The sequence below is a fragment of the Hymenobacter sp. J193 genome (assembly GCF_024700075.1).
In the GTDB taxonomy this organism is placed as follows: Bacteria; Bacteroidota; Bacteroidia; order Cytophagales; family Hymenobacteraceae; genus Hymenobacter.
Genome location: NZ_JAJONE010000001.1, coordinates 3,049,065 through 3,073,001, shown reverse-complemented (window position 1 = coordinate 3,073,001; position 23,937 = coordinate 3,049,065). Strand labels below are relative to the sequence as shown.

Sequence of the window (23,937 nt, the reverse complement as noted above, 5' to 3'; positions counted from 1 at the left end):
TACAAAGCTTGTACACCGTTTTACCTTAAAGTTCTTCTCAAAAAGGAGCCTATATCTTCCTTATTCCTATGTCACAAATACCCACGTTGCTTCCTTTCCACCCGAACAAGGCCGCTCTATACTTGCATAAGAATTCGGACGCAGCAAGTAGCTGCCTTGAGTTTTTCTCAGCTTTTGCCGCCCATGACGGAAGTCGGAAGCCTGGAAAACAGCGCTATTGCTTCAACTGCTGAGGCAATAGCGCTGCAACCGAGAAGCGGAAGCTCACCCCAAGTACCGCACCTGCGGTTTGCGGTTGGTTGAAGTCAGAATAGCGCTGCTGCCAGTCAGCAACGGAATGAAGAGAAAGTTTAACGAGTGGGTTTTTATAAACTACTCGATTATGTTGCAATAGGTGTGTAGAAAAACCGCTGGCTCTGTCTGCGGTTTTTTTGCGTTTCCACCTGCCACAAAAAAGCCGCTCCTCCACCGCAGAACGGCGAAGGAGCGGCAGGCACTTTAACACGTTGGCCTACTTTTCCAGCACTTTGAATTCGGTGCGGCGGTTTTGCTGTCGGCCTTCCTTGGTGGTATTGGACGCTACCGGCTGCGTGAGGCCGTAGCCGGCAAACGTCAGGCGGCCTTTGTCAATGCCTTTTGTTATCAGGTAATCGACTACCACGCGGGCCCGGTTTTCCGAGAGCTTCTGGTTGTAGGCCGGGTTGCCCACATTGTCGGTGTGGCCGGAAATTTCGATGCGCAGCTTGGGCGTTTCGTTGAGCAGGGCCACGAGGCGCTCCAGCTCCGCGGTGCTTTCCTTGCGTAAGGTCGATTTGTCGGTGTCGAAGAAAATGTTGTTCAGCACCACTTTCGCGCCCACGTTCAGCTTCTTGAGGGCAATGTCCTTCACCACCTCTGAGTAAGCCGCGCCGGCCGGCAAATCAAAGTTCTCGGAGTGAAAAAGGTAGCCTTCCTGCCGCACCACAATGCCGTAGTTGATGCCCGAAGGCAACGACACGAGGTAGCGGCCCGACTGCGAGTTAGAGCGGAAAGAAGCAATAGTCTGGTTTTTCTGGTTGTCGACCACGTCGATGGTGGCTTCCAGCGGCTGCTTGCTTTCGGCATCCGTCACGATGCCCTTCAGGATAGTTACCTGGGTGGTAGCCACGGGCACGGCAGCGGCCAGCACGGTTTCCTTCACGGGCGCCGCGCGCGAGGCCAGCAGCTGGTCTTCATTGCTGAGCACGGGCGGCTTTTCGGGCCCTAGGAAGGTAATCTGGTAGATGTCCTTACTGCCCTGGCCGTCGTCGCGGTAAGAGGAATAGTAGCCGTGGCGCCCGGAGGCCGAAATCACGAAGAACACGTCGTCGTCGGGCGTGTTGATGGGCCAGCCGAGGTTTTCGGGCTTGCTCCACTTGCCGTTTTCATACACCGATTTAAAGATGTCGTAGCCGCCCATGGAGTTGTGACCTTCCGAGGAGAAGTACATCGTCTTGCCATCGGGGTGCATAAATACGCCTTCTTCACCGTAGGGCGTGTTGATAGTGGGGCCCAGGTTTACGGCTTTGCCTTTGCCTTCCAGCTCAATCTTGTAGATGTCTCGGCTGCCGAGGCTGCCCTCGGGCTGGTCGCTCACGTAGTATAGGATGCGTCCATCGGGCGAGTAGGAGGCCGACGACTCGTGGGCGTTGGTGTTCACGCGCTTGCCCAGCGTCTGGGGCTTGCTCCACTTGTTGCCGCGCAGGTCGCACTCGTTCAGGTCGCCGCCGTTGTTTTCCACGTAAATCAGCATGCGCTGCCCATCGGGGGCCAACCCTACGGTAGCATCGTGGCCTTCGGTATTGACGGGCTCGGCCAGGGCACGGGCGGGCCCCCAGCCGTCGCCGGCGCGGTTCGACTGGTACACGTCCTCAAAAAAGCCCCCCGATTCGGGGTCCGTCTGGCCGCCGGTAGAGTTGTCGCGGCGCGAGGTAAACAGAATCACCGACTCATCAGCCGAAATAACCGGTCCGTAGTCCGGGAACGGCGAGTTTACGCCCGGCCCGGCATTGTCAATAAAGACACGGGTGGGCTTTTTCATGAGGGCCATACCCGACTCGCACTCCGTAATGTGCTTGCGTATTTCCTGCTGCAAAGCCAGCGCGTTTTTAGCGCCGGTGGGCGGTACGGCCTTTTTGTACTCGGCAATAGCTTCCTGCCAGCGGGCATTCAGGTGCAGGCCGCGGCCCAGCAGAAAGTGCATGCGGGGGTCCACCTCACCGTCCAGCTCAAAGGCTTTCTGCAGGTAGCTCAGGCTGCGCGGCCGAAACCCGGAGTTCAGGTAACAGTCGCCTATTTTGAGGTTGAGCTGGGCGTTATTCGGGTTGAACTTCTGGGCTTCGAGGTAGTGGGGCAGGGCGCGCTCGTACTTGGGCGGATCAGCAAAATACCACTCGTCGCCGGCCTTGATTTCTTTCTGCGCAGTTTTCAGGCCTTCCTTATCGTTGCTGAACCGGTCTTTGCTGAACTCCACACTTTGGGCCAAGGCCGGAACCGCCAGCAGCAGCGCGGCAGCCAGGGCCACCAATCGGGTAAACTTCATCGAGTACGTCACCTTATTCACAAGCGGCATTAGCGTAGGCAGTTCCGTTTTCCAAGCCCAGTTCGGCGGCCTTGCGCCAGTCCTGGCACGCGCCGTCGGCCTCGCGCAGCATCTCGCGGGCATGGCCGCGGTTGAGGTAAGCCTCGGCGTACTGGGCGTTCAGCTTGATGGCCTGCGTAGCATCGTCGGCGGCTTTTTTGTAGTCTTCAAGCTTGAGGTAGGCGGCCGCGCGGTTGTTATAGGCGAAGGCATAGCCGGCGTTCAGCTCCAGCGCCTTGCTGAAATCGGCCACGGCGCCTTTGTAGTCACCGGCCTCGAAGCGGGCGCTACCGCGGTTGTTGAAAGCCACGGGGTTGTCCGTGACTTTGTTGAGGTAAGCGGAGAAGTCGGCTAGGGCGCCTTTCACGTCGCCGGCGCGGCGCTTGGCGCTGGCGCGGTTCAGCAGGGCCGGCAGCAGCTCAGGCTGAAGCTTCAGGGCCTGATCGTAGTCCTGAATGGCGGCGGCGTAGTTGCCGAGCTGACGCTGGGCGCTGCCCCGGTCGTGGTAGGCGTAGGCGTAGGCGGGGTCGGCTTTCACGGCCGCCGAAAAATCAGCCAGCGCCTCCTTGAAATTACCTTTTTCAAAGCGCAGGTCGCCGCGGTAGTACCAGGCGGGGGCGTAGTCGGGCTTTAGTTCCGTGGACTTGGTGTAATCCTGCTCGGCAGCCTCGGCCTGGTTGAGAGCCTGCTTGGCCTGCCCACGCCCAAAGTAGGCCGTGAAGCCTTCGGGCTCCAGCTTAATGGCCTGGTCGTAGTCCTGCACAGCCTGGTCGTACTCCTTTAGCTCGTAGCGGGTGGCGGCTCGGTTATAGTAGGCTTTGGAAAAATCGGCTTTGGCGGCCAGGGCACGGTCAAAGTCCTGAATAGCGGCGCGGTAGCTTTTCTGATTGAACTTGGCAATGCCGCTATTGTAGAGCTTTTCGGCCAGCTGGGCGGGCGGCAGCGTGCTGGCTCGCACGGTATCTACCTGCGCCTGGACGGGCCGGGCCAGGCCACCAACCAGCAAAAGCGCCGCCGCTGCGGTAAAGAGTGGTTTCATAGAAAGTTCGGGGGCGGGCCAGGTGGTGCCACCCGGTATAAATGTACTTTCCTTTCCCAACACTCCCAACCCATCCGGCATTCTTTCCGGGGAATTGAAGTTTCCCAAGCCGGCAGATTTCGGTCGGTCCTGAAAACCTTTGGGTAGGGCTGACACTTATTGTTTGCGTAATTTTGTCGACGGGTTTTTCCGCCCGCTTCCTTTTTTCTTTTTCTTCCTCATCTACATAGATATGGCAACGTACCCCGAATACATGGTGGCTCCCATCCGGCAAGACCTGGTGGAAGCCGGTTTTGAGCAGCTGATGACGCCCGAAGAAGTGGACCAGGCGCTGCTGCCTGCTACCGGCACGGTGCTGGTGGCCGTCAACTCGGTGTGTGGCTGCGCCGCTGCCAAGGCCCGCCCGGCCCTCAAGCTGGCCCTTTCCAGCACCGACAAAAAGCCCGCGAAGCTGGTGACGGTATTTGCCGGTATGGAAACCGAAGCCGTGGCCAAAGTGCGCGAACATCTGCTCCCCTACCCTCCTTCTTCACCCAGCATCGCGCTGTTCAAGGATGGCGAGCTGGTGCACATGATTGAGCGGTACCACATCGAAGGCAACGACATGATGCGCATCGTCGACAACCTGCAGGGCGCTTTTGCCGAGTATTGCTAATCACGGATTAACGCGGATTTCACGGATTTTGTGGACAATTACTCCCAAACAAAAAGCCTCGCACTATGCGAGGCTTTTTGTTTTTGTCTGTAGACCTGACTGAAGACTGTGCCAACTACAAAATCCGTGAAATCCGATTAATCCGCGCGAATCCGTGGTCTTAGTTGGCTACTTCGCTCAGGAACTTGATACGCATCAAGCGCAGATCTTCCTCGGTGTAGTCGTCGTCGCCCAGCTCTTTCAGGGCTTCGGCAATGTTGTCGGTGCTGGCCGTCATGAAGTAATCGTAGATTTCCTCCTGCCGCTCCTCGTCCAGCACGCCATTGATGTAGTAATCGAGGTTGAGCTTGGTGCCAGCGTAGCAGATGTGCTCAATTTCCTCCATCAGCTCCCGCATGTCGATGCCCTTGGAGGAAGCAATTTCCTCCAGGTCCATCTTCTTGTCGATCTGCTGAATGATATAAATCTTGATTTTCGACTTATTGACGGCTGATTTCACCACCACGTCGGCGGCAGTCATAATGTCGTTTTCCTCCACGTACTTCTTGATGAGCTCCAGGAAGGGCGCGCCGAACTTCTGGGCCTTACCCTGGCCCACGCCCGATACGTGGGCCAGGTCTTCGGTTTTGGTAGGAAAGGTGGTGGCCATTTCCTTCAGGCTCGGGTCCTGAAAAAGCACGTAGGGCGGCAGCCCTTTCTGGTGAGCCAGCTTCTTGCGTAGCGCCTTGAGCATATCGAACAGGGCCTGGTCGTGGCCGGCAGCCTGCTGCACTTCCTCCTGCTCCACCTGCTCCTGCATTTCCTCCTCGTAGTTGTGGTCCTTGGAGAGCTTGAAGTTGTAGGGCGACTGCAGAAACTCCTCGCCCTTGGGGCAGATGCGGATTACGCCGAAGTTTTCGATATCCTTGCCCAGCAAACCCGCAATCATGCTCTGGCGCAGCACCGAGTGCCAGAATGCCACGTCATGGTCTTTGCCGGCCCCGTAGATGGGCAGCTTGTTGTGGCCGTAGCTTTCGATGTGGGGATTGGTCAGGCCGGTGAGCACGCTCGTGAGGTGCTCGATGCCAAAGCGCTGCTCGGTCTGCACTACTGCCTGCAACGCCAGCTTCACAAACTCCTTGCCCTCGAACTTCTCGCGCGGGTGCTTGCAGTTGTCGCAGAAGCCGCAGTCCTTCTCGTAGGTTTCGCCGAAGTAGTGGAGCAACTGCTTGCGGCGGCACACGGCCGAGTCGGCGTAGTTGGCCATTTCCTGGAGCAGCAGCTTGCTGTTGTCGCGCTCCGTCACGGGCTTGTCCTTGTTGAACTTCTCCAGCTTCACGATGTCGTCGTAGCTGTAGAACATCAGGCAGTCACCCTCCAGCCCGTCGCGGCCGCCGCGGCCGGTTTCCTGGTAGTAGCCCTCAATACTTTTGGGCGTGTCGTAGTGAATTACGAAGCGCACGTCGGGCTTGTCGATGCCCATACCGAAGGCAATGGTCGCCACAATCACGTCGCAGTCCTCGTTCAGAAAGGCATCCTGGTTGGACATACGCACGTGTGGGTCGAGGCCGGCGTGGTAGGGCAGGGCGCGCACGTCGTTCACGCGCAGCAGCTCGGCTATTTCCTCCACTTTCTTGCGCGAGAGGCAATACACGATGCCGGCCTGGCCCTTGCGCTGCTTCACGTACTGAATCAGCTGCTTTTTGGTCTGGTGTTTGGGCCGGACTTCGTAGTACAGGTTGGTGCGGTTGAAGGAGGTCTTGAACACCGACGCCTCATCCATCTGCAGGTTTTTCTGGATGTCCAGCTGCACCTTGGGCGTGGCCGTGGCCGTGAGGGCAATAATGGGCACATCCACGCCCAGCCCATCAATGATGCTGCGGATTTTGCGGTACTCCGGGCGGAAGTCGTGGCCCCACTCCGAGATGCAGTGGGCCTCATCAATGGCCACGAAGGAAATGGTGGCCTTGTTCAGAAACTCGATGGTTTCGTCCTTGGTTAGGCTTTCGGGCGCCACGTACAGCAGGCGCACTTCCCCGCTGATAACGTCCCGCTTCACCTTGTTCATTTCCGTTTTCGACAAGGTCGAGTTCAGAAACGCGGCATTCACTCCGAAGGCATTCAGCTGATCGACCTGGTTTTTCATCAGGGCAATCAGGGGCGAAATCACAATGGCCGTACCGGGCAGTACCAGGGCAGGCAGCTGATAACAAAGGCTTTTACCGGCGCCGGTGGGCATAATCACGAAGGTGTTGTGGCCTTCAATGACGTTCTGGATGATGGCTTCCTGAGTACCCCGAAACTGGCCGTACCCGAAAACTTCCTTTAACTTGCCCTTCAGATCAGCTGCCGGCTTGGCGGCATGGGTAACGGCTGGCATGGACTTGCTCACTTCTCGGTTGGGGAATGCAGATGAGACAGACAACCCACGGGTTGCTTTCTCAATCTAGACAAATTTACAGTAGGGAGTATCGGGTACCGGGAATTAAGACTAAAACCGCTCTTTTCTCGCCGCACCACTCTCTATTTGATATCAAATTTAGATTGAAACAGCTCAAAGACACCAACGCACTGGCAAAAAAAGTGCTTCTCGAAGAAGCCGATGCCATCCGGGGCGTAGCTGCTGCCCTCGACCAGCGTCCCGATTTCGCCAACTGCGTCGCCGCCATCCTGGCCCTGCAGGGCCGCGTGGTCGTCACAGGTATTGGCAAAAGCGCCCACATTGCCAGCAAAATAGTGGCTACGCTGAACTCTACGGGCACTCCGGCCCTGTTTATGCACGCCGCCGACGCCATTCATGGCGACTTGGGCATGATCCTGCCCGAGGACTTCGTTATCTGCATCAGCAAGAGCGGCGACACGCCCGAAATAAAAGTGCTGGTGCCCCTGCTCAAGCGCAAAGGCACGGCCCTGGCCGCCCTGGTCAGCAACGCCGACTCCTACCTGGGCAAGCAGGCCGACTATGTGCTGCACGCCCCGGTGGAGCGCGAAGCCTGCCCGCACAACCTGGCGCCTACTACGTCCACTACCGCCGCTCTGGCCCTGGGCGACGCGCTGGCGGTGTGCCTGCTCGAAAGCCGGGACTTCACTTCCCAGGACTTTGCCCGCCTGCATCCCGGCGGCACGCTCGGCAAAAAGCTCTACCTGAAAGTAGGCGACCTGAGCCGCAACAACGAAAAACCCCGCGTGAGCATCGACGCGCCTCTCAAGGAAATCATCCTCGAAATTTCGGGCAAGCGCCTGGGTGCCACCGCCGTGCTCGACCCCGGCACCGACGAGCTGCGCGGCATCATTACGGATGGCGACCTGCGCCGGATGCTCACCAACTTCGCCCACCTCGACGACGTGCGCGCCCAGGATATTATGACGCTGGCCCCCGTGACGGTGGAAACCGACGACTTTGCGGCCGAAGCCCTTACGCGCATGCAGCTGCGCAACATCACGCAGCTGGTGGTGCTGGAAAACGGGCAGTTCAGCGGCTTCATTCACCTGCACGACCTGTTGCGCGAAGGGCTGGTATAGCCCGGCCGGATGCGGGAAAGCCGTACCTTGCCCCTCGGTATTTGATTTCCCCACCCGGCGCGGCCTTCCGCGCTGCTCGCTTCTATGAACGCACACACCTACCTCGTGGTCATGGCCGGCGGCATTGGCAGCCGTTTCTGGCCTTTTAGCCGCACCCAGCATCCCAAGCAGTTTCACGATGTGCTGGGCGTGGGCCGCTCCATGCTGCAGCTCACCATCGACCGGTTTCGCGGTATCTGCCCCGTGGAGAACATCCTGGTAGTAACCAACCGCGACTATACTTCCTTGGTAGAGCAGCACCTGCCGGAGCTGGCCCCCGAGCAGATTCTGGGCGAGCCTATCGGGCGCAACACGGCTCCCTGCATTGCCTATGCCAGCTACCGCATCGCCCAGCGCGACCCGGAGGCCGTCATTGTCGTGACGCCGGCCGACCACGCCGTGTTTCACGAGGACATTTTTCAGCGCGTCATCCGCCAGGCCGCCGACGCCGCCCGGGAGCATGATATCCTGATTACGCTGGGCATTCAGCCCTCCCGCGCCGACACTGGCTATGGCTACATTCAGTTCCTGGACGACAATACGTCTTCGCTCGGGCCGCTGAAGAAGGTGAAGACCTTCACCGAAAAGCCGAACCTTGAACTGGCTAAGATGTTCCTCGACAGCGGCGACTTCCTGTGGAATTCCGGGCTGTTTGTGTGGCGGGCCGAGGTCATCATTCAGGCGTTTCATCAGTACCTGAGCGACATTGCTGAGGTGTTTGACGACGGCCAGCAGCTGCTCGGCACCCCGCAGGAAGAAGAATTCATTGCTCAGGCCTACACCCGCTGCCGCAACATCAGCATCGACTACGGGGTGATGGAAAAGGCAGACAACGTGTACGTGCTGCCCGCCGACTTCGGCTGGAGCGACTTGGGCACCTGGGATTCCCTGCACCGCATGGGCCACCACGATGCCCAGAATAATGTAGTAGACGGCAACGCCCTGCTCTACGATACCAAAGAGTGCGTTATCAAAACACCTCCGGAGCGGCTGGTAGTGGTGCAGGGCCTCGAAGGCTACATCGTGGCCGAGTACGACAACGTGCTGCTCATCTGCAAGCGCACTGAGGAGCAGCGTGTCAAAGACTTCGTGGCCGATGTAAAGTCGAAGAAAGGCAACGGGTATAACTAATGTGCTAATGTGGAAAATGTGCTGAGGTGCTAATGAGCAAGTAGTCATTAGCACCTCAGCACATTTTCCACATTAGCACATTACTTCGTCAGGCGCTGTCGGAGCACTTCGTAGAGCATGATGCCGCTGGCAACGGATACGTTGAGGGAGCTGATCTGGCCGGCCATGGGGATGCGTAGCTTGTAGTCGGCCAGCTTGAGATACTCGGGGCTGATGCCGTCTTCCTCGCTGCCCATGAGCACGGCCAGCGGCCCGCTCATATCCACCGACTGAGCTTCCAAGCTGGCGTCCGCCTTTTCGGTGCAGGCCACCACTTGCACCCCCGACTCGCGCAGGAAGGTGAGCGTCTCCTTCAGGTTTGGCTCGCGGCAGACCGGAATCAGGTTGAGGGCGCCGGCGGAGGTTTTGAGCGCGTCGCCGTTGATCTGGGCAGCTCCGCGGCTGGGTACCACAATGGCGTGCACGCCCATACACTCGGCGTTGCGGGCAATGGAGCCGAAGTTGCGCACATCGGTAATACGGTCCAGGATGAGCAGCAGCGGCGTTTTGCCTTCCTCGTACAAGCCCGCCAGAATGCTGTCCAGCGGCTGGTACTCGATGGGCGACACGAAGGCTACTGCACCCTGGTGGTTTTTGCGGGTGAGGTCGTTGAGCTTTTCCAGCGGCACCAGGGATACGGGCACGTTGGCTTCCTTGGCCAGCTCGGTAATTTCCTGAGTGATGCTGTTCTTGGTGCCACGCAGCAGGTAGATTTTCTCCAGCGTGCGGTGCGCGTGCAGGGCTTCCAGAATAGGGCGCAGCCCAAACAGCATGTCGATGCCCCGGTCGGCGGCCGGGCGGTGCGGATAGCGGGGCTTATAGTCACCGCGGGCATCGTCGCGGATTTCGCGGCGGCTGTCGGGGCGCTCATCCGAGCGACCTTCCGGGCGGTAGTCGGCGCGGCGGCTGTCGGGACGGGGTACGGGACGGTTATCGGCGTCGTAAAAGGGGCGGCTCTTGGGCTGCCGGGGTCGGTCGTTGCGGTTTTCCATACGTCCACGGCACCACAAAGCGCCGACAACTGCCGGGCCGCGCACCGATTAATACAAGGTAGAAGGCAAAGGTACGGCGTTTGCCCCGGAATGCGCCCTTACCCCGAGCAGCGGACTCAGCCATTGAAGACGGCGTGGCTGCTTCACCGGTAGATGCTCGAATGACTCCCGCAAACGACAAACGCCCGACGCTGCTTGCGCAACGCCGGGCATTCAGGCATTTTCGGTTGGATCTTTACTGCTGCTGGGGCATGTACTGCTGCATCAGCCCGAAGGATTTGGCGGCGCGGGCCTGGTCGCCTACGCTGTCGGCGGCACGGGCCACGCTTTGCAGGGTAATCAGGCTTTGCTGGATTTCCTGGTCGTGCAGGGCCGGGTTGTGCGAGGTATAGTAGGCTAGTGCCAGCTGTGCCCGGTTAGTGAGCGTGTCCATAATCTGGTTTGCACGAACCTTTTCGCCACCCTGCACCAGGGCCGGTATCAGCTGTGGGGTATAGAAGTCGTAAGGAATGGCGGCGTCTGGCATCAGCGCCAGGCACTTATTGGCTACTTCTTTGGCTTTGGCCGTGTTGCCGACGGCCAGGTAGGCGTTGGCCAAGCGGGCGAACTTGTCGTGGTAGTTAGCCGGGAAGCGCTGGCTGTTTTCGTCGTAGTACACCCCGGGATTATCGAGGTTGCGGTAGGCGAATTTCTTGAGCAGGATGTCATACATCTGGTCTTTCACGATGTAGCCGTCGTCGCCGCTGCGCGGATTGTAGTCTGGGTCGCGGGCGGGCAGTATCCGATAGGCCATGCCTTCAAGCTGGAAGTAAGGTTCCAGGCCCATGTAGTCCTGAGAGTTGACGGTGGTACCGAAGTACACGGGCCGCTCCCAGTTGTTGGTGGCCAGGATGTCGAGAATAGCCAGGTTTTTCTTTTCGATAGCACCTTTTCCCATGTCCCATTCCATTACCGGTACCACATGGCGGCGGCGCTCCGGCGCAATAATGCCCAGCTTCTGCACGGCCACGGTATCGATGGGCAAAAAGAACTTGCTGGTGGGAAAAGACAGCAGCGTGGGGCCGCCCTCACCGTAGCTTACCTGCAGCAGCGGGCTGTTCTGCTTCACCAGGGAAATAAACTCTTTCAGGTTCACTTCCTTCACAGCCGGGTTAGCCACGTAGGGCAGGTAGTCGTTGGTACCTTCCACGTACTGGGTGCGCTCCATGGAAATGGGCAGCGGCGCCGACTTATAGGACGGGCGTTTCATCTGGTCGATGTACCAGTCGGTGTTCATGTAGCTGAGCACGGCTACGCGCACGTCGGTGCGGATGCCCTCTACCTCCTGGGCGTACCAGAGCGGGAAGGTGTCGTTGTCGCCGTTGGTGAACAGGATGGCGTTGGGCGCGCAGCTGTTCAGCATGTTCTTGGCCGAGTCGATGGAGATGTAGCGGTTGGAGCGGTTGTGGTCGTTCCAGCCCTGCGCCACCATGATGCCCGGAATCAGCAGCCCCAGCAGCGTGGCCACGCCGGCCCGCAGGCCGTCGGCTTTCAGCACGGTACGCAGCCCTTCGGCCAGCGCCAGCACCCCCAGTCCAATCCAGATGGCAAACGCGAAGAAGGCGCCCGTGAAGGTGTAGTCCCGTTCGCGGGGCTCGATGGGTGGCTGGTTGAGGTAGAACACAATGGCCAAGCCCGTAAACACAAACAGCAGGCCCACAATAAAGGCGTTTTTGCCGTCGCGGCGGGTGTGGTAAAACAAGCCGATGAGGCCCAAAATGAGCGGCAGCGCCAGGAAATTGTTGTAGGCTTTGCTGTCGGCTACCCGCTCGGGCAGGCCGTTTTTGCTTTCGAAAGGCGTCACTACGCCGGCCTGCTGCACGTCGCTTTCGCGGCCCACAAAGTTCCAGAGGAAGTAGCGCCAGAACATGTGCCCGAACTGGTAGCGGAACATAAACGACAGGTTTTGGCCCATCGTCGGCTTCACATCCTCGCGAACGTTTACCCACTTTTTGTACTGGTACAGGTGTTCGGGTGAGGCGCTGTAAAGGCGCGGCAGCAGCATCTTGTCCTCGGGAGCGTACTCATACTCGGTGCGGGGAGCGGCTTCGGCGTACTGGTCGCCCTTGCGCACGTAGCGCTTGGCACCTTCCTTCGAAGCAATGGGCCGGGCATTGAACTGCGGGCCGTAGAGCAGGGGCCGGTCACCGTATTGTTCGCGCTTGAGGTAGCTCACGAACGACAGCACGTCCTCGGGGTTATTTTCGTTGATGGTGGGGTGGTAGGAGCTGCGGATGGGCACAATCAGGTACGAAGAGTACCCAATCAGAATGAACACGAACGACAGCAGGGCGGTGTTGAGCAGGCGGTTGCCGGCGTTGGCCGCGTAGCGGAAGCCCATCCAGATGAGCGTAAGAAACAGCAGTAGGAAGATAATGATACCCCAGTTGAAGGGCAGCCCGATGGTGTTCACGAAAAACACCTCAAACCCACCCGCCAACGACGGCAGGCCGGGAATGATACCCACCAGAATCACGCCCACGATAATGCTGCTGATGAGCAGGGTGAGGAAAGAGCCCAGCAGCGTGGGGTGCTCGTTTTTGCGGAAGTAATATATAAAGCCCAGGGCCGGAATAGCCAGCAGATTCAGCAAGTGGACGCCGATGCTGAGGCCAATGGCGTAGGCAATCAGAATCAGCCATTTGTCGGAATCGGGCTCGTCGGCACGGTTTTCCCACTTCAGCATCAGCCACACCACCACGGCCGTGCATACCGCCGACATGGCATAGACCTCGGCCTCCACGGCGTTAAACCAGAATGAATCGGAGAAGGCAAAGGCCAGAGCACCTACGGCACCGCTGCCCAGGATCAGCCAGGTCTGCCCGCTGGTAGGCTCCAGCGTACGGTCGTCGGCCATACCGGGCCGGCGCAGCACAAGCTTCTTGGCCAGCATGGTGATAATCCAGAACAGGAACAGCACCGTGAACGAGGAGCTAAGGGCCGACAGCGCATTGATGAGCAGGGGCACTTTGGTGGCATCGCCAAAGGAGAGCAGTGAAAGCAGGCGGCCCAGCAGCAGGAAGGTAGGTGCTCCCGGAGGGTGCGGCACCAGCAGTTTGTAGGAGCAGGCTATAAATTCGCCGCAGTCCCAGTAGCTGGCGGTGGGCTCCAGCGTGAGCAGATAGGTGAGGGTGGCCACGGCAAACACCAGCCAGCCCACCAGATTATTCAGGCTTTTGTAACGACGCATTCCTTACTTGTTCAGAGAAGAGCCAAAAGTAGGCAATAAATCCGGCCGCGCCGCACCGCTGGCGGGCCTGCCGGCGGGGTACAGATGCAAAAAAAGCAGCCGGGGTTGCCGGCTGCTTTCACGAAATATCAGGAAAAAACGGGGGCTAGTTCTGCAGCACCAGCCGCTTCGTGCCCATCACCTTTTCATTCTGCAGCAGGCTGCACATGTACATACCCGCGGGCAGATCAGAAAGGTTGAGGGGCTGGCCGATGGCCGTAAGTTCGGCACGCAGCGGCAGCACGCGCACTTCCCGTCCAATGATGTTGGAGATGCGCAGCTTGTAGTCCTGGCCGGGCTGCTGCTGCAGCGTGAGCATGACCATGCCACGCGCGGGATTGGGGTAGAGCTGCATGCTGGCAGCCAGTTCCGGCTGCTGCCAGGCTGCTACCGCGGGCGGCGAAGCTTTGCGCGCCGTAACGGCGGCCGCTACGCCTGAGAGCTGCTGCCCCACGAGCAGCACCAGCAATACAACCAGAGTAGAGAGTTTCATAGCTCAAAGAGAAAGAGGTAGAAGAACGTTGTACTAGCTAGACAAGCATCGTGCCCATCTTGGTTGCATCAGCAGTACCGCAGTTCTTGTAGCCCGAAGGTACGCTCCTGCCCGTTTTCCTCCACCACTAATCGACCAGTAGCTTCTATACCGGTGATGACGCCCTGAAAAAGCCGACCAGCGGCCTGATACTGCGCCGGCTGCCGGTAGCGGTACAGCACCCGCAGGTACTCCTGCTGCTGGGCGGCTACGTTGCCGGCCCGCAGCTGCAGGTAGCGCCGCTCCAGGGCTTCCAGCAGGCGCTCCACGAGCGGGGCCAGCGGGTAGCTCCGCCCCGTCACCACCCCAATGGAGGTAGCCGTAGGCACGGCAAACTGCTGCTGATTGATATTTATTCCGATTCCAATGATGCTGGATTGAATTCCAACGCTGTTTAAGGTGTTCTCAATAAGAATGCCGCCCAGCTTCTGGTCCTGGTAGTACAGGTCGTTGGGCCACTTCAGGCGCAGCGCCAGCGAGTCGCCCAGCAGCGTGGCTGCCCAGTCACGCACGGCTAGGGCCACAGCCACGCTGAGTTGAAACTGGTCGGCGGCCGGCAGGAACGTGGGCTTCCAGACAACTGACAGCGTCAGGTTCTCGCCGGGGGCGGCTTCCCACCAGTTGCCCCGCTGGCCGCGGCCGGCCGTCTGTTTGTCGGTCAGCACTACGCAGCCTTCCGTGGCGCGGCTTTTGAGAAGTAAATCATGCGCCTCCGTGTTCGTAGAGGCACATTCGGCCAGCCAAATCACTTGCTGGCCCGTGAAGAGGGTTTTGGGATGCAGTGCCTCCACCTGATTTTCGTACTTTGTGATATTCAAACCTAACAATACCCCATGAAAAGTACGCTGGTTCGGCAGGATTCGGACAGATTGGCAGATGTTGTAGTACGCGGCATGCAGGAAAAAAAGGCTTCCGACATCGTAGTACTCGACCTGAAAGAACTTAAAAATGCCGTAGCAGATTATTTTGTTATCTGCTCGGCCTCCTCCGATACGCAGATTGAAGCCATTGCCCGCTCCATCGAAGAGGAGGTTGAAAAATTAACCGGCCAGAGCCCCTGGCAAACCGAAGGCCGCACCAACCGCGAGTGGGTGCTGCTGGACTACGTGGACGTGGTAGTACACGTGTTTCTGCGCGACCGGCGCCAGTTCTATGCACTGGAAGATCTGTGGGGCGACGCCGAAATCACGCACGTAGCGGAGGAAACCGCCGCCCGGTAAAGTAAACGACCGGTTGCTGCGTCAGCCCCCGAACAAACCCTGCCTGATGGGGTTGCTTCATTGTTTTCTGTCTTAGACTACACTCCTATTCATGTCTGATAAGACCCCGCAAAAAAAGAAAAAACCCCTGCTGCCTACCCCGTCGCCAAAGCCGGGTATGCAGCTTTGGATGTTGCTTGGGCTGGTAGTATTCGTTCTGGGGATGCTGTTCTTCAGCCGCAGCAACGCTGCCCTCGACACTACCCAGCAAAAGTTTGAAAGCTGGCTGGCGCAAGGCGACGTAAGCCGCGTGACGCTGGTAAACGACCGCACGGTGGAGGTAATGCTCAAGCCCTCAGCCCTGCGTAAGCCCGAACACGCTGAGAAGCTTGGCCGCCGCGGCGTGCTGGCCCTGGAGGCCGGCCCGCAGTACGCGTTCCGCGTTATCGACGGCAAGACCTTTAAAGAGGATTACGACAAGCTTCAGGCGCAGATTCCGCGTGAGCAGCAGATCGGGCTGGAGGTAGACACCCGTCAGGGCTACGGTGAGTTTATCAGCACCTGGGGCTTCATGATTCTGCTGATGGTGGGCTTCTGGTTCCTGATGCGCCGCATGAGTGGTGGCGGCGGGCCCGGCGGCCAGATCTTCAACATTGGCAAGTCGCGTGCGGCGTTGTTTGAAGGCGGTGATAAAGTTAAAATCACCTTCAAAGACGTAGCCGGCCTTGAGGAAGCCAAGGAGGAAATTCAGGAAATCGTAGAGTTCCTGAAAAACCCGTCCAAGTTCACCATACTGGGCGGCAAGATTCCCAAAGGCGCCCTGTTGGTAGGCCCTCCTGGCACCGGCAAAACCTTGCTGGCCAAAGCCGTAGCCGGTGAGGCCGACGTGCCGTTCTTCTCCCTGTCGGGCTCCGACTTCGTGGAAATGTTTGTAGGGGTAGGTGCGGCCCGGGTGCGTGACTTGTTCAAGCAAGCCAAGGCCAAGGCCCCCTGTATCATCTTCATCGACGAAATTGACGCCATTGGCCGCAGCCGCAGCCGGGGCAATGTACCCGGCGGCAACGATGAGCGGGAAAACACGCTCAACTCGCTGCTGGTAGAAATGGACGGCTTCGGCACCGATTCCGGCGTCATTATCCTGGCCGCCACCAACCGCCCCGACACCCTCGACTCGGCCCTGCTCCGTCCCGGCCGCTTCGACCGGCAGATCAGTATCGACAAGCCGGACATCAACGGCCGCACGGAGATTTTCCAGGTTCACCTCAAGCCCATTACCCTGGGCCCCGACGTGGAGGCCAAGAAGCTGGCGGCTATGACCCCCGGGTTTGCTGGCGCTGAAATTGCCAACGTCTGCAACGAAGCCGCCCTTATTGCCGCCCGCCGCGACAAGAAGATGGTAACCATGCAGGACTTCACCGACGCTGTCGACCGCGTCATCGGTGGGCTCGAGAAGAAAAACAAAATCATCAGCCCCGACGAAAAGCGCATTGTGGCCTACCACGAGGCCGGCCATGCTATTGCCGGCTGGTTTCTGGAGCACGCCGACCCCTTGGTGAAGGTGAGCATCGTGCCCCGTGGCGTAGCGGCGCTGGGCTACGCGCAGTACCTGCCACGGGAGCAGTTCCTCTACAACACGGAGCAGCTCACCGACGAAATGTGCATGACCCTGGGCGGCCGCGCTGCCGAGGAACTCGTCTTCGGTAAGATTTCGACCGGTGCCCTTTCCGACCTGGAGCGCATTACCAAGATGGCATACAGCATCGTGACCATGTATGGTATGAATGCCAAGCTGGGCAACATCTCCTTCTACGACTCCAAGGGCCAGAACGAGTATGGCTTCTCGAAGCCATACTCAGAGGCTACCTCGCAGATGATTGACGAGGAAGTGCGCACCATCATTGCCGATGCCTACGTCCGCACCAAGGAGCTGCTTACGGAGCGCCGGCACGAGCTGGAAGTGGTAGCCAAAGAGCTGCTGGAAAAGGAAGTGTTGCTGCAGGATGATCTGGAGCGCCTGGTGGGCAAACGCCCCTACGGCAACCAGACCAGCTACCAGGCCCACATGGCTGGCACCGACCGGAGCGAAACCCTCAGCGAGCTGAAGAACGAGCACCCGGTACCGCTTGGCAACGACCTGCCACCCCTGAACCTGCCCGGCGTGGACGACAAGCCGGAAACCGGTGCTACCTCCGAGCCTACCGGCTCGGCCGTTACACCAGTGTAGCACTGGTTGGCAGACCACTAACGCAACGCCAGCTTTCTTCCCGGAGGCTGGCGTTGCTGTGTTCGGCAAGCAATCCGCCGCCGACCGCCTATCTTTGATTGAGCCTCATTTTTTCCCGTGCCATGGCGCCTTCTTCCCGCGAACTTATGCTGGGCCGTATTCGTGAGGCCCTGCAGCGGCCCGCTCCCCAGCCGGCCGCCCCCGATTTTACCGCACCACTGCACCCGTCGGCGGCCGACGACTTAGACATTGCCTTTGCCGAAAGCTTCCGTCGGGTAGGCGGCGAGTTCTACTACTGCGAGTCCGTGGAGCACTTTTACAACCAGCTGTTTCTCTACAAAAAGGAGCACAAGCTGGAATACCTCTACGTGTGGGAGCCAGAGCTGAAAAAGCTCCTGCACGCCGGGGACATTGTGTTTCAGGGCGATGAAAGCGGCTTTCTGGAACACGCCTCGGCCAGCCTCACCACCTGCGAGGCCCTGGTAGCCCGCACCGGCAGCGTACTGCTGAGCGGAGCCACGGGCAGCGGCCGCCGCCTGAGCATCTACCCGGAGCGCCACCTGGTGCTGGCCCGCGCCTCGCAGGTAGTGGCCGACATCGGCGACGCGCTGAGCTTGCTGCAGGCCCGAGCCGACGACAAAATGCCATCTATGTTTTCGCTTACCACCGGCCCCAGCCGCACGGCCGACATTGAAAAAACGCTGGTTCTGGGAGCCCACGGCCCCCGGGCCATTGCGCTGTTTTTGCTTGATGATACCCCCTCCCCGACTGCCTGACCTGGCGCTACCGCCCGGCCGGCGGGTGTATTTCGCCTCCGACTTTCACCTCGGTGCACCAACTGCCGCTCACTCCCTGGAGCGGGAGCGGAAAATTGTGCGCTGGCTGGATCAGGCCGCCCAGGATGCGGCGGCCATTTACCTGCTGGGCGACATATTCGACTTCTGGTTTGAGTACCGGCACGCCATTCCGCGCGGCTTTATCCGTTTGCAGGGCAAGCTGGCCGAGCTTACCGATGCCGGCCTGCCCGTGACGTTCTTTACCGGTAACCACGATATGTGGATGTTCGACTACTTCACCCAGGAGCTGGGTATCCCCATTCTGCGCCAGCCCGTCAGTCAGCGCATTGGCACCCGGGAGTTCCACATTGGCCACGGCGACGGGCTGGGCCCCGGCGACCATACTTATAAGGTACTAAAGCGGGTTTTTGCCTCGCCGGTGGCGCAGTGGCTGTTTGCGCGCCTGCACCCCAACCTGGGCATTGGCATTGCCAACCGCTGGAGCCAGCACAGCCGCCTGCAGAACGGCGCGGCCGATGAGCGGTATTTCGGTGAGGATGAATGGCTGCTGGTGTACTGCCGGGAGCTGGAAAAGCGCCACCACCACGACTACTACGTGTTTGGCCACCGCCACCTGCCCCTTAACGTGGAAGTGCAGCCCGGCAGCCGCTACCTGAACCTGGGCGAGTGGGTCAATTATTGCTCCTACGCCGTGTACGATGGCACGCAGCTGGACCTGCAGCACTTCGAGGCCCGGCAACTGTAACTTCCGCATCATGAGTCAACTGCTACCAGCCGCATTTTCGGGCAACCGTCTCCGCTTCGTGCTGGTTGGCTTTGTGCTTGCGTTGCTGGCACCCGGCCAGGCGCTGGCTCAAACTACGGTACCGGCCGCAGCCTCCGTGGCGCCCCCCGCCAAAACGGCCCCGGCTGCGGCAACTCCCGCCTCCTCCGCAGCCGCCTGGACGCTGGTTCGCAGCATTCCGCTGCCCAAGGCCGGCGCGGCTTCCCTCGACCGACGCGGTACGCTTTACGTGGCCGATGCGCAAAACAACCTGCGTCAGTACGCTGCCGACGGACAGGCGCTGAATACGTACTCGGCTCCGCTGCCGGGCCACGTGGCGCAACTGGAAGCCTGGAACCTGACCAAGGTGCTGGCGTTCTACGATGACCGGCAGGAAGTGCTGCTGCTTGACCGGTTTCTGGCCCCGCTCACCCAGGTGCGCCTCACCGATTACCTCGACGGCCTTATCCGCGTAGCCACCCTGGCCCCCGACGACAAGCTGTGGCTGCTGAACGAATCAGACCTGACGCTGAGGCAGTTCGACTCCGGGGCGCAGCGCCTGGTAGCTAGTACCCCGCTGGATCTGCTGGTGGGCCGCACCCGTCCCGATTTTCGGTTTCTGCGCCAGTACCAGAATAATCTGTATCTCGTCGACTTTACCAGCGGCATCTATGTGTTCGACAACTTGGGAACGTACCGCAAGAAGCTGCCTTTCGCGGGACTTAACCAAGTAGGTTTTCGGGGGATGAGCTGTATTTCCTGCGGGATGGGGCACTGCATTTCTTTCAGCTTTACACGCTCACTGAGCGCACCGTGCCGCTACCACCCGAAGCCGCCGCCAGCCGGTTGGTGCTGCTGGGCGAGCAGTTCGCGTATCTGTTTACGGCCGAAGGTATCCTGGTGTACCATTTGTAGCCGTCAATAACCACTGGCTGAAGCGCTTATATAATTTCGGCTTTACGCAAGCACAACTATTTATCTATCAAACACATGACTTTTTATTCAGTAGCTATCCGATAACTACGCTCCGATGGGGCTCGTTTGGTTTCAGGAAGAGAAGGCAGCGCAAGCCAAGGCCTCTTTCACTTTCCTATTTCCCAACCAAACACCCTGTCCCGCATGAAGGCTCTTGTATTCCACGGTATGAAAGACGTCCGCGTTGATACCGTCGATGATCCGAAAATCGAAGATTCCCGCGACGCTATTATCCGGGTGACCAGCACGGCCATCTGCGGCTCCGATCTGCACATCTACAACGGCAGCATTCCGCAGCCCCGGCCCATGGTGCTGGGCCACGAGTTTATGGGCATTGTGGAGGAAGTGGGTAAAGGCGTGGGCAACAAGCTGAAAGTGGGCGACCGGGTGGTAGTGCCCTTCCCGGTAGCGTGCGGCACCTGCTACTTCTGCAACCACCAACTGCCGGGCCATTGCGAAAACTCCAACCCCGACCATTACGGCCCGGAGGGCGGCCTGCTGACGGAAAAAGGTGGCGCCCTCTTCGGCTACACCGATATCTACGGCGGCTACAACGGCGGCCAAGCCGAGTACGTGCGCGTGCCCTACGCCGACTTCGGCCCCCGCGTTATTCCCGATTCGCTGACGGATGAGCAGGCGCTGTTTCTGACCGATATATTTCCTACCGGCTACTCAGGCGTGGACTGGGGCGAGGTGAAAGGCGGCGAGTTCGTAGCCATTTTTGGCTCGGGCCCCGTGGGCATCATGGCGGCCAAGTCAGCGTGGCTGCGGGGGGCAGCCCGGGTGGTCATCGTGGATACCCAGCAGTACCGCCTCGACAAAGCCAAGCGCACCACGTATTGCGAAACCATTCTGTGGAAAAACCGCAAGGACGTGGTAGAGCAGATCCGGGCCATGAGCAACGGCCGCGGGGCCGATGTGTGTATCGAAGCCGTAGGCTTCGAGCCCGACCGGGACCTGATTGACCGTGCCAAGGCCGTAATCAACTTCGAAAAAGGCTCCCCCAAAGTGCTGGAAACCTGCATGAGCGCCGTGCGGCGCGGCGGTATCGTATCGGTACTGGGCGTGTACTCGGCGCCGTTCGACAATTTCCCCATTCATCAGTTTTTCGACAAAGGCATCAAGATTGTGGGCGGCCAGGCCCCGGCCCACAAGCACATCGACAAGTTGCTGCAGTACGTCATCGAAGGCAAAGTGGTGCTCGACGACATCATCACGCACCGCCTGCCGCTCTCGGAAGCCGCGCACGGCTACGACATCTTCCGCAACAAGAAAGACAATTGCGTGAAAGTTGTGCTGAAGCCCTGAACCGGCGCTAAGGCTTATAGCTGAACCTTGCAAGACCCGCCCCGTTTGGCGGGTCTTTTTGCTTGCAGCATCAGGCCGAAGCTAGCCGGCTATTCCTTTTCGACAAGGCCGGATTGCGTACCTTGAGCTTCCTCTCTTATTTCATTATACGCACCGCCACCCCACTGCCCACCCGCATGATGCGTGCTTTTCGATTGACTTCTGGCGCCTTTGCCTGGCTGCTGGGCCTACTATTGCCTCTGGCCAGCCTAGCCCAGCAAACCCGGCCGACAGCCTCACGCCTGGCATTGCCGCTGAAGCACGCCCCTTCCGGCTCTTATCAGCAAGTGCAGGTGCTGGTTTCTTCTCCTGCTGAGTTCAGCAGTTGGCTACAGAAGGAGCTGCCCAACGTGCGCAGCGCCGCCGATAAAAATCGTCCTACCGTTTTGCTGCTGGACCGCCTGGAGTCCGTCCAGCTTTCCCGGCTGGCAGCCTGCCCCTGGGTGCGCTTCGTGGATATAGCCCGGCGCCCGGTTCACGAAGAAACCAGCATTCCTTCCTCTGATCTGACGCTGAACACGCTGGCGGCCGTGTGGTACCAGTTTCCCGCCCTGACCGGCGAGGGACTGACGGCTTCTATCAAGGAGCAGGCTTTCGACTCGACGGATATTGACTTGCGCGGCCGCGTGGTACCTTTTTCCCTGGCTGGCCGCAACGAAACCTCCCACGCCACGGAAATGGCCACGTTTATTGCCGGAGCCGGCAACACGGGGCCGCTGGGTCGGGGAGCCGCCTCGCAGGCGCGGGTGGTTTCCGCTGATTTCAGCAATCTGTCGGCTGATGCTACCGATGAGCTAGCCTCAGCCGGAGTATCCGTCCAGAATCACTCCTACGGCGTGGCCATCGAGAATTACTACGGCCTGGATGCGGTGGCTTACGATGAGCAGACCCGGCAGCTTCCGGCCCTGCTGCACGTGTTTTCCTCCGGCAACAGCGGCGACCAGACCAGCTCCGCTGGTTCTTACGCCGGCCTGCCGGGCGTGGCCAACCTCACCGGCCAGTTCAAGCACTCGAAAAACACGCTGAGTGTGGGCGCTACCAACGCCATCAAGGAGCTTACGCCGCGCAGCTCCCGGGGCCCCGCCTACGACGGCCGCCTGAAACCCGAGTTGGTTGCCTATGGGGCGGGCGGCTCCTCCGATGCGGCCGCGCTGGTATCGGGGGCCGCACTGCTGGTGCAGCATGCCTACCGCAACCAGCACGCCGGCGCGCTGCCTTCTTCGGCGCTGGTAAAAGCCATCCTGCTCAACGCTACCGATGACGTAGGCGCCGTCGGTCCGGATTTCAAGACGGGGTTTGGCCAGCTGGATGCGCTGGGAGCCGTGCAAACGGTAGCCGACAGCCGCTTTTTCACCGGCTCCGTGGCGAATCAGGAGCAGAAAACCTTTTCCGTCGGCGTGCCGGCGGGCGCCCAGCTCTTCAAGCTTACCCTGGCCTGGAATGACCCCACTGCCGAGCCCAACGCGGACAAAGCGTTGGTGCATGATCTGGATGTGGAGTTGGTTGAGGTGGCTACCGGCCGGCGCTTCCGCCCCTGGGTGCTCAGCACCGCCCCTCACCTCGACTCCCTCGCCCTGCCCGCTCGTCGCCGCGCCGACCACCTCAACAACGTGGAGCAGATTACGCTCACTTTCCCCCCGGCCGGTCAATACCAGATAATTGTACGCGGCTATGCTGTCCCCCAAGGCCCGCAGGAATTTCACTTAGCCTACGAAACCGCTCAGGGCCTGCAGTGGACCTGGCCCATGGCGGGCAGCGCTGTTGAAGCTGTGCAGCCTCACTATGTGCGCTGGCAGTGGGCCGGGCCAGCAGCCAGCGCCGCGCTGCAATATCGTTTCGCGGGCGCGACTGAGTGGCAGACTATTGCCGCCGATGTGCCGGTTGAGGCCGGTTATTATGCCTGGCTTCCGCCCGACACCGCCGCACGGGTACAACTGCGACTACAGGGCAGCAGCCTCAGCGTTGAATCAGCGGAATTTACCATTAGCCCCGACCCGAAACTGCGCGTGGCCTATTACTGCCAGCCCCAGGCACTGCTGGCCTGGCAAAAGGTGCCGGGGGCTACGCAGTACCAGGTATACACGCTCCGCGGCCGGTACCTGGAACCGTGGCGCACCGTGACGGACACGACTCTGCTGCTGACCGACGAGGAAACGACCGGCTCGTATTACGCCGTGGCGCCGCTTGTGCAGGGCCAGCCTGGGTATCGGAGCCTTACCGTCAACTACCAGCAGGGCGCGGCGTGTTATTTCGTGAGCTTTCTGCCCGCCGGGCTTATCAACAGCGCCGTAACGTTCGATGTGGAGTTGGCCAGCACCTACCAGCTGGTTTCGGCCACGCTGGAGCGGCAGGAAAGCAGCGGCTTCGTGGCGGTGCAAACCCTGAGCCCGATCAGCTCTACTACCCTGCAGTTCGCTGATGCGGCTCCGCCGCAAGGCAGCAGCCTCTACCGGGTACGCCTAACTACTTCTTCAGGGGCCAGCTTCTACAGTCAGGCAGAACGGGTATTTTATTTGCCCGAAAATGAGCTGGCCGTATTCCCAAACCCATTGCGTGCCGGCGAGTTTGTTCGGGTAGCCGTAACGGGCGGCCCGGCCCTGCGCCTGCGCCTGTTCGACAGCCTGGGCCGCCTGTGCCGCGAGGCTACGGCCGACGGCGTCCTGAATGAGCTCAGCACCCAGGGCCTGAAGTCGGGTAGCTACCTGCTCCGCGCCGAAACCGAGGACGGCCGCCGCTGGACCCGCCATGTGCTGGTATATTAGCCGCACCTCCCACAAAAAGAGCCCCGGCCGTATGGCCGGGGCTCTTTTGCATTTCAAGCAAAGTGAGAACTGCTC

The 23,937-nt window shown here is 59.8% G+C and carries 17 protein-coding genes; 10 read left to right on the top strand and 7 right to left on the bottom strand.

All coding sequences use genetic code 11. From position 1 onward, the window contains the following. Window positions 1-511: 511 nt before the first annotated feature. Together LRS06_RS13510 and LRS06_RS13505 are read right to left on the bottom strand one after the other, a co-directional pair. Complete coding sequence (locus LRS06_RS13510; protein ID WP_257871953.1) at window positions 512-2,590, bottom strand: OmpA family protein; 2,079 nt, start codon at window positions 2,588-2,590, stop codon at window positions 512-514. Continuing rightward, the gene (locus tag LRS06_RS13505; RefSeq protein ID WP_257871952.1) at window positions 2,574-3,638 is read right to left on the bottom strand and encodes a tetratricopeptide repeat protein; all 1,065 of its coding nucleotides are present in this window, start codon (window positions 3,636-3,638) and stop codon (window positions 2,574-2,576) included. The genes LRS06_RS13510 and LRS06_RS13505 overlap by 17 nt, the downstream gene beginning before the upstream one ends. A gap of 232 nt (window positions 3,639-3,870) precedes the next feature. On the opposite strand from LRS06_RS13505, the gene LRS06_RS13500 reads away from it, so the two are divergent. Beyond that, entirely contained in the window at window positions 3,871-4,293 is a 423-nt protein-coding gene (locus LRS06_RS13500) for a BrxA/BrxB family bacilliredoxin (protein ID WP_308239906.1), read from the top strand. A gap of 160 nt (window positions 4,294-4,453) precedes the next feature. On the opposite strand, the gene recQ is transcribed toward LRS06_RS13500, so the two are convergent. Beyond that, on the bottom strand, window positions 4,454-6,652 hold the full coding sequence (gene recQ, locus LRS06_RS13495; protein ID WP_257871951.1) for a DNA helicase RecQ: 2,199 nt from the start codon (window positions 6,650-6,652) through the stop codon (window positions 4,454-4,456). A gap of 164 nt (window positions 6,653-6,816) precedes the next feature. Here recQ and LRS06_RS13490 point away from each other — a divergent pair, with 164 nt between their 5' ends. Then, window positions 6,817-7,794, top strand: coding sequence for an SIS domain-containing protein (locus LRS06_RS13490; protein WP_257871950.1), 978 nt, complete (start codon window positions 6,817-6,819; stop codon window positions 7,792-7,794). An 84-nt stretch (window positions 7,795-7,878) separates the two neighbouring features. Beyond that, window positions 7,879-8,964: a mannose-1-phosphate guanylyltransferase gene (locus tag LRS06_RS13485; protein ID WP_257871949.1), complete on the top strand. Its 1,086-nt coding sequence runs from the start codon at window positions 7,879-7,881 to the stop codon at window positions 8,962-8,964. 80 nt (window positions 8,965-9,044) lie between these two features. Here LRS06_RS13485 and rlmB read toward each other — a convergent pair whose 3' ends face one another. The 4 genes from rlmB to LRS06_RS13465 form a co-directional block, all read right to left on the bottom strand. After that, a complete protein-coding gene (gene rlmB / locus LRS06_RS13480; protein WP_257871948.1) occupies window positions 9,045-9,995 on the bottom strand; it encodes a 23S rRNA (guanosine(2251)-2'-O)-methyltransferase RlmB in 951 nt (316 codons plus the stop codon). A gap of 235 nt (window positions 9,996-10,230) precedes the next feature. Next, window positions 10,231-13,224, bottom strand: a complete 2,994-nt coding sequence (locus LRS06_RS13475; RefSeq protein ID WP_257871947.1) for a DUF2723 domain-containing protein — start codon at window positions 13,222-13,224, stop codon at window positions 10,231-10,233. Window positions 13,225-13,369: 145 nt separating this feature from the next. Continuing rightward, window positions 13,370-13,756, bottom strand: a complete 387-nt coding sequence (locus LRS06_RS13470) for a T9SS type A sorting domain-containing protein (RefSeq protein ID WP_257871946.1) — start codon at window positions 13,754-13,756, stop codon at window positions 13,370-13,372. Window positions 13,757-13,824: 68 nt separating this feature from the next. Next, a complete protein-coding gene (locus LRS06_RS13465) occupies window positions 13,825-14,613 on the bottom strand; it encodes a biotin--[acetyl-CoA-carboxylase] ligase (protein WP_257871945.1) in 789 nt (262 codons plus the stop codon). A 15-nt stretch (window positions 14,614-14,628) separates the two neighbouring features. Here LRS06_RS13465 and rsfS point away from each other — a divergent pair, with 15 nt between their 5' ends. The 7 genes from rsfS (at window position 14,629) to LRS06_RS13430 (ending at window position 23,862) form a co-directional block, all read left to right on the top strand. Beyond that, a complete protein-coding gene (gene rsfS / locus LRS06_RS13460; RefSeq protein ID WP_196953828.1) occupies window positions 14,629-15,015 on the top strand; it encodes a ribosome silencing factor in 387 nt (128 codons plus the stop codon). A gap of 91 nt (window positions 15,016-15,106) precedes the next feature. Continuing rightward, complete coding sequence (ftsH, locus tag LRS06_RS13455; RefSeq protein ID WP_257871944.1) at window positions 15,107-17,218, top strand: ATP-dependent zinc metalloprotease FtsH; 2,112 nt, start codon at window positions 15,107-15,109, stop codon at window positions 17,216-17,218. A 122-nt stretch (window positions 17,219-17,340) separates the two neighbouring features. Further along, complete coding sequence (locus LRS06_RS13450) at window positions 17,341-17,994, top strand: LUD domain-containing protein (RefSeq protein WP_257871943.1); 654 nt, start codon at window positions 17,341-17,343, stop codon at window positions 17,992-17,994. Next, the gene (locus LRS06_RS13445; protein WP_257871942.1) at window positions 17,969-18,760 is read left to right on the top strand and encodes a UDP-2,3-diacylglucosamine diphosphatase; all 792 of its coding nucleotides are present in this window, start codon (window positions 17,969-17,971) and stop codon (window positions 18,758-18,760) included. Before LRS06_RS13450 ends, LRS06_RS13445 begins: the two co-directional genes overlap by 26 nt. 10 nt (window positions 18,761-18,770) lie before the next feature. After that, complete coding sequence (locus LRS06_RS13440; protein WP_257871941.1) at window positions 18,771-19,703, top strand: hypothetical protein; 933 nt, start codon at window positions 18,771-18,773, stop codon at window positions 19,701-19,703. Window positions 19,704-19,897: 194 nt separating this feature from the next. Beyond that, complete coding sequence (locus LRS06_RS13435; RefSeq protein ID WP_257871940.1) at window positions 19,898-21,061, top strand: zinc-dependent alcohol dehydrogenase; 1,164 nt, start codon at window positions 19,898-19,900, stop codon at window positions 21,059-21,061. A gap of 176 nt (window positions 21,062-21,237) precedes the next feature. Beyond that, window positions 21,238-23,862, top strand: coding sequence for a S8 family serine peptidase (locus LRS06_RS13430; protein WP_257871939.1), 2,625 nt, complete (start codon window positions 21,238-21,240; stop codon window positions 23,860-23,862). Window positions 23,863-23,937: the final 75 nt, after the last annotated feature.

Bases quoted from the DNA above. Each gene is read 5' to 3' on its own strand.
- LRS06_RS13510 (WP_257871953.1), bottom strand. From the start codon at position 2,590: ATGCCGCTTGTGAATAAGGTGACGTACTCGATGAAGTTTACCCGATTG.
- LRS06_RS13505 (WP_257871952.1), bottom strand. From the start codon at position 3,638: ATGAAACCACTCTTTACCGCAGCGGCGGCGCTTTTGCTGGTTGGTGGC.
- LRS06_RS13500 (WP_308239906.1), top strand. From the start codon at position 3,871: ATGGCAACGTACCCCGAATACATGGTGGCTCCCATCCGGCAAGACCTG.
- recQ (WP_257871951.1), bottom strand. From the start codon at position 6,652: ATGCCAGCCGTTACCCATGCCGCCAAGCCGGCAGCTGATCTGAAGGGC.
- LRS06_RS13485 (WP_257871949.1), top strand. From the start codon at position 7,879: ATGAACGCACACACCTACCTCGTGGTCATGGCCGGCGGCATTGGCAGC.
- rlmB (WP_257871948.1), bottom strand. From the start codon at position 9,995: ATGGAAAACCGCAACGACCGACCCCGGCAGCCCAAGAGCCGCCCCTTT.
- LRS06_RS13475 (WP_257871947.1), bottom strand. From the start codon at position 13,224: ATGCGTCGTTACAAAAGCCTGAATAATCTGGTGGGCTGGCTGGTGTTT.
- LRS06_RS13470 (WP_257871946.1), bottom strand. From the start codon at position 13,756: ATGAAACTCTCTACTCTGGTTGTATTGCTGGTGCTGCTCGTGGGGCAG.
- rsfS (WP_196953828.1), top strand. From the start codon at position 14,629: ATGAAAAGTACGCTGGTTCGGCAGGATTCGGACAGATTGGCAGATGTT.
- ftsH (WP_257871944.1), top strand. From the start codon at position 15,107: ATGTCTGATAAGACCCCGCAAAAAAAGAAAAAACCCCTGCTGCCTACC.
- LRS06_RS13450 (WP_257871943.1), top strand. From the start codon at position 17,341: ATGGCGCCTTCTTCCCGCGAACTTATGCTGGGCCGTATTCGTGAGGCC.
- LRS06_RS13445 (WP_257871942.1), top strand. From the start codon at position 17,969: ATGATACCCCCTCCCCGACTGCCTGACCTGGCGCTACCGCCCGGCCGG.
- LRS06_RS13440 (WP_257871941.1), top strand. From the start codon at position 18,771: ATGAGTCAACTGCTACCAGCCGCATTTTCGGGCAACCGTCTCCGCTTC.
- LRS06_RS13435 (WP_257871940.1), top strand. From the start codon at position 19,898: ATGAAGGCTCTTGTATTCCACGGTATGAAAGACGTCCGCGTTGATACC.
- LRS06_RS13430 (WP_257871939.1), top strand. From the start codon at position 21,238: ATGATGCGTGCTTTTCGATTGACTTCTGGCGCCTTTGCCTGGCTGCTG.